Source organism: Streptomyces sp. NPDC051776, from assembly GCF_040681345.1.
Taxonomy (GTDB): domain Bacteria; phylum Actinomycetota; class Actinomycetes; order Streptomycetales; family Streptomycetaceae; genus Streptomyces.
Genome location: NZ_JBFAYQ010000141.1, coordinates 1 through 2815 on the forward strand (window position 1 = coordinate 1; position 2815 = coordinate 2815).

The 2815-nt window shown below is 65.1% G+C and carries 2 protein-coding genes; one reads left to right on the forward strand and one right to left on the reverse strand.

The features are described 5' to 3' along the window. A partial coding sequence (locus AB0M26_RS31725; RefSeq protein ID WP_365266456.1) for a hypothetical protein occupies window positions 1-277 on the forward strand: 277 nt, incomplete at its 5' end. A gap of 312 nt (window positions 278-589) precedes the next feature. Here AB0M26_RS31725 and AB0M26_RS31730 read toward each other — a convergent pair. Further along, the gene (locus tag AB0M26_RS31730; protein WP_365266459.1) at window positions 590-2494 is read right to left on the reverse strand and encodes a hypothetical protein; all 1905 of its coding nucleotides are present in this window, start codon (window positions 2492-2494) and stop codon (window positions 590-592) included. Window positions 2495-2815 lie beyond the last annotated feature (321 nt).

Sequence of the window (2815 nt, forward strand, 5' to 3'; positions counted from 1 at the left end):
AAGTTGCACCTGCGTCATGCATGACGATCTACAGGAACCCGCCCCGCTGCGGGAGCGGATCCCGCAGATTGATCACAACTGGATACGCCCCCTAAGGGGCAATCCGCTTGGTAGACGCCGCCGCGATGATGGTCTTGCCGATGCCGCAAGCGGCGTGCACTTGCCCGCGCAGGCCGTTGAACGGTATGCCGCCCGGCAGGATGTCGAGGCCGCGGACGATGGTGTGGCCACAGCCTCGATCTGGCGGTCACGCAGTTTCACGACGCTCTCCCCGTAGACCGACCGTGTGTCCAGCCTTGGCCCTGGTCTGGGGTTGCTGGTGTTTTCACCTGGTCCACTCGTAGTCGTCCGCGTCCCATCCGGCGTCGAGGTTGCCGTCGAGCAAGTCGTTCACCTCATCCTCGGTGAGGACCTCGCGCAGGTCGTTCATGGCCCTTGGGTCTCTGGGCGGGTGGGCTCGGCGGGTGCTGTTGGGGACGATCCCCTTGTTCCGCGGGAGGGCCAGGCCACCATGCCGCTGCCCCGTTGCTGAAGCGGGACGTCTTGAGCAACGGGGCAGCGGTGGTAGCTGGTCACCGCGCCGGGACGGTCACCAGTCTTCGGTGTGGATGTTGGTGGAGCGGTCGATGGCGACGCACTTGTTCTGCGAGCGGCTGCTGGTGGCGGTGAAGGTGAGGTTGTTGCTGTTGCTGCAGCTGTTGTTCTGGCGGCCTTCTTGGGCGGTGTTCTGCTGGAAGAGGTCGGCCGTGGCGTCGCCGCCGGTGGTCTTGGCTCCGCCGCCGATGTCCGCGGTTCCCAGGTTCGCGGAGCGGTCCACCGTCTGACAGGACACCTGTGACCGGCTCCCTTCCAGCGTGGGCGTCGTGGAGTTGAGGTTGGCGCAGGTGTTGTTCTGGCGGCCTTGCTGAGCGACGTTCTGCTGGGCGAACGTGCCGGCTGTGCTGGAGCCGCCTTCGACGCGGGCGCCGCCGCCCTTGAGATGCGTGTGCTTGTTGAACGAGCGGTCCTTGTTCCCGCACCGCACGTCGACCCGGCCGCCGCCCGTCAAATCGAGGGACGATTCGGGGGCGTTGAAATGGCTGCAGTTGTTGTTCTGACGGCCCGCCTGCGCGAGGTTCTGCTGGGATACGTCATCCCCCATGGCGTCGCCGCCCTCGACTCGGGCCCCGCCGCCCTCGACACGTGTGTGTTTGTTGAACGAGCGGTCCTTGTTCCCGCACCGCACGTCCAGCCGGCCCTCGGCCACGTCGATGGCATTGGTGTCGTTACCGCTATGGCAGTTGTTGTTCTGCCTTCCCTCCTGAGCGACGTTCTGCTGGTTTACTTCTTCGACGGTGCTGGAGCCGCCTTCGACGCGGGCGCCGCCACCCTGGAGATGCGTGTGCTTGTTGAACGAGCCGTCCTTGTTCCCACACCGCGCCGTCAGCCGTCCGCCAGTGACATCGATGCCCGCGTCGCGGAGGTTGGGGTTGTTGCAGTTGTTGTTCTGCCGGCCTTCCTGCGCGATGTTCTGCTGGGAAACACTGCTGCTCGCGGTGCCGCCTTCGACGCCGGCTCCGCCGCCTGTGGTACGGGTGTGCTTGTTGAACGAGCGGTCTTTGTTCCCGCACCGGGCTTCCGCCCGGCCGCCGCCCGTCACGTCAAGGGTGGTGTCTGAGTTGAACTGGTTGCAGTTGTTGTTCTGCCGGCCTTCCTGCGCGAGGTTCTGCTGGAACACATCGACGTCGGTGCTGGAGCCGCCTTCGGCGCGAGCGCCGCCGCTCCTGAGATGGGTGTGTTTGCTGAACGAGCCGTCCTTGTTCCCACACCGCGCTTCGACCTGGCTGCCCGTCACCGTGAGGTTTGATCTCAAGTTGAGGCTGCTGCAGTTGTTGTTCTGCCGGCCCACCTGAGCGATGTTCTGCTGGAACACATCGGTGCCGCCTGCGTTGCCCCCTACGGCTCGGGCGCCGCGCCCCTTGACAAGCGAGTGTGTGGTGATGGAGTGGTCCTGGTCGGTGCAACTGCTCTCCAGCCGGCCGCTGTCCAGGGTGGCATTCGATTCGTTGATGTTGTGGCAGTTGTTGTTCTGCCTGCCGCGCTGCGCGACGTTCTGCTGCACCGCGTCCCTGGCCGCCGAACCGCCGTCGGCCTCCGCGGGGCCGTCGTGGATGAGGGAGAACGCCGTCAGCGAACCGTCACTGGTCACACACCGGCCGGTTGCCCGGCTGTCGGTAAGCGTGATCGAGTCGGAATCCATGTTGGGGTTGTTGCAGTTGTTGTTTTGCCGCGCGGCCTGCGCAACGTCCTGCTGAAAGAGATCCCCACCGGTGGAGGATCCTCCCTCCGCCCGCGCCTTCGCCCTCCCCTCATGGCCCTTGTCGGCAGCCTTCGCCTTCCCCGCCCCATGGTCGGGACCGGTCTCGGCGTATGCCAGCCCAATACCTGCTACGCCCGCCCATCCGCTGACTGCCAGGACCAGCATGGTGGCTGTCGCGATCTTGTGTGCCCGCACCTGGGTGTCTCCTTGTGCCGATGAGTGATGCTCCAAGCCGTCTCCCTTCCTCAACCTTCACTGTGGGCCTTCCGTCATGGGCCCATGGTGTTCCTCACCCCAACGGCCCCCCAACCCTTTCCCGGTTCTGCGCCGGGCTTCGGTTGCCGAGACGGCTGGGGCATTTTCCGCGCCCCTAAGGGAATTCCCGGGGCCCTTGGCGGGCTATTTCTCAGTTGAGCGCAATTAAAGGTTGTCCCGTAACCCCTGGTCAGGGATGAGATGATCTTGTTGTGGCTGGTGTGATCACGGCGTCGGAGCCGTCCTGGATAGGTCCGTTCA